The following is a 1,757-nucleotide window of genomic DNA, read 5'->3' as shown; positions in this document are numbered from 1 at the left end:
GCCAGATGTATCATCTCTCGGGCGACGAGGCCTCGGCTCTGGTGACCTGGGGAGCCGGCACGGCGCTGGCGGCGGTTGCGCTGCGATCGAACCCGCTGACGGTGGCTTCGGTCGGCATCGCCGATGCCTGGCTGGTCCTCAAAGGCTTCGACTATTACAGCCGCAGCGATTTTCCGCACGGCTTCGTCGTGATGGCGATCGTGCTGTTTGCCGTCTCGTTCTGGACCCGCAGCCAGGCGGCGCGCCACCTGATTATCCTGTCGGTGCTGTTCTATCTCATGCTGCTGGTCACCAACCACGACACGCTGCAGGTGGCGATCCCGCTGGTCGTCGCCTCGGCGCTGCTGTTCGCGGCCTCGGTCTTCGCGCCTGGCCCGGTCGACCGGGTCGTGCAACTCGGCGGCCGCTTGCCCTTGCACGCGCTGCTCGCCTTCCTCACCGGCCTCGCAATGATCCAGTTCGAACTCGCCGACGAGAGCACCTACAACAGCGGTTTTGCCCTCGCTTCGGCGATCGCGCTGGCCGGTGTTGTCGCCGCGATCGTGCTGGCAGGACGGGAGAGCCGTGGGCTACGCTGGCTTGCCTATCTCGGCTTCGCCTTCGAACTCGCCATCATCTATGTCGTGACCCTGCAATCGATGCTCGATACGGCCGGTTTCTTCCTGGCCGCCGCGGTGCTGCTCGGCATCCTCGCGATCGTCATCATCCGCGTGGAAAAACGCATGAAGGGCCCAGACGCCAAGGGAGCCACGGCATGATCACCGGGAAAAGGCTTGTCATCTCGGCGCTGGTGCTGGCGCTCGTCCAGATAGGCTTCCTGAGCTGGATCATCGCCGGCCGGGCGGCGATCCTGCGCAACGGCAAGGAAGTGCTGCTGAAGATCGAACCCGTCGATCCGCGCGACCTCCTGCGCGGCGACTATATTATCCTGGGCTACGAGATTTCACGCATACCGGTGAAAATGATCGCCAACATTCCGCCCGACAAATTTTCAAGCGACGATACGTCGATTGTGGTGCGCCTGAAGAAGGGCGCCGACGGCTATTGGCAGCCGACGGCCGCCTGGTTCGGCAAGGCGCCAACGATGGCAACCGCCGACGAGGCCGATATTCTAGGCCACATCGCCGAAGGCTGGGACCTTCGCGGCGAAGAGGCGACCATCGCGCCGGACTATGGCATCGAGCGCTTCTATCTGCCGGAAGGCGAGGGGATGGCGATCCAGAACGACATGCGGGTGCGGCCATTCGGCATCCGTCTTGCTCTTGCCGGCGACGGCACCGCGCAGATCAAGGCGCTGGTCGACGGCGACAAGACGCTGTTCGAGGAACCACTCTACTAAGTCCCTTATTTCCGATGGTGTGAAGCATGCCAGTTAGCCTGTCGACGCGTGAAGACATCAACCTCGACACTGTCTTCCGCGTCGCCTGGAAGAAGGACACGGTGGAGATCAGCGAGAAGGCCTTGCAGCGCATCGCCGAATGCCGCGTCTCGTTTCTGAAGCTGATTGAATCCGATCCGCCACCGGTCATCTATGGCGTCACAACCGCCATGGGGGAATTGGCAAGCCGAAAGCTCGAACCTGACGAGCGTGATCGCCATGCGCGCATCAAGGCGTTTGCCGCCGCCACCTCGTTCGGCGATCCCTTGCCGGATCGCGTGGTCAGGGCGATCGTGCTTGCCCGTCTGACAAACTTCATCGAGGGCAACGCCGCCACCACGCCGCGCATCGCGCTTGCCGTGGCCGCGATGCTCGACGG

The 1,757-nt window shown here is 63.3% G+C and carries 3 protein-coding genes; all 3 read left to right on the top strand.

Annotated elements, in window-relative coordinates; translation table 11 throughout:
• Positions 1 to 758: DUF2157 domain-containing protein (locus EN969_RS29800; protein WP_127419661.1), on the top strand; the 758-nt coding region annotated here is incomplete at its 5' end.
• Complete coding sequence (locus EN969_RS29795) at positions 755 to 1,339, top strand: GDYXXLXY domain-containing protein (protein WP_063168109.1); 585 nt, start codon at positions 755 to 757, stop codon at positions 1,337 to 1,339. The genes EN969_RS29800 and EN969_RS29795, both read left to right, overlap by 4 nt.
• Positions 1,340 to 1,365: 26 nt before the next feature.
• Positions 1,366 to 1,757 (top strand): aromatic amino acid lyase (locus tag EN969_RS29790; RefSeq protein WP_164758616.1); only part of this gene is annotated, 392 nt, incomplete at its 3' end.

The organism is Mesorhizobium sp. M7A.F.Ca.CA.003.01.2.1 (genome assembly GCF_003998945.1).
GTDB lineage: Bacteria > Pseudomonadota > Alphaproteobacteria > Rhizobiales > Rhizobiaceae > Mesorhizobium > Mesorhizobium ciceri.
The sequence above is the reverse complement of the archived record's forward strand: the minus strand, read 5'-3'. Positions and strand labels throughout refer to the sequence as shown.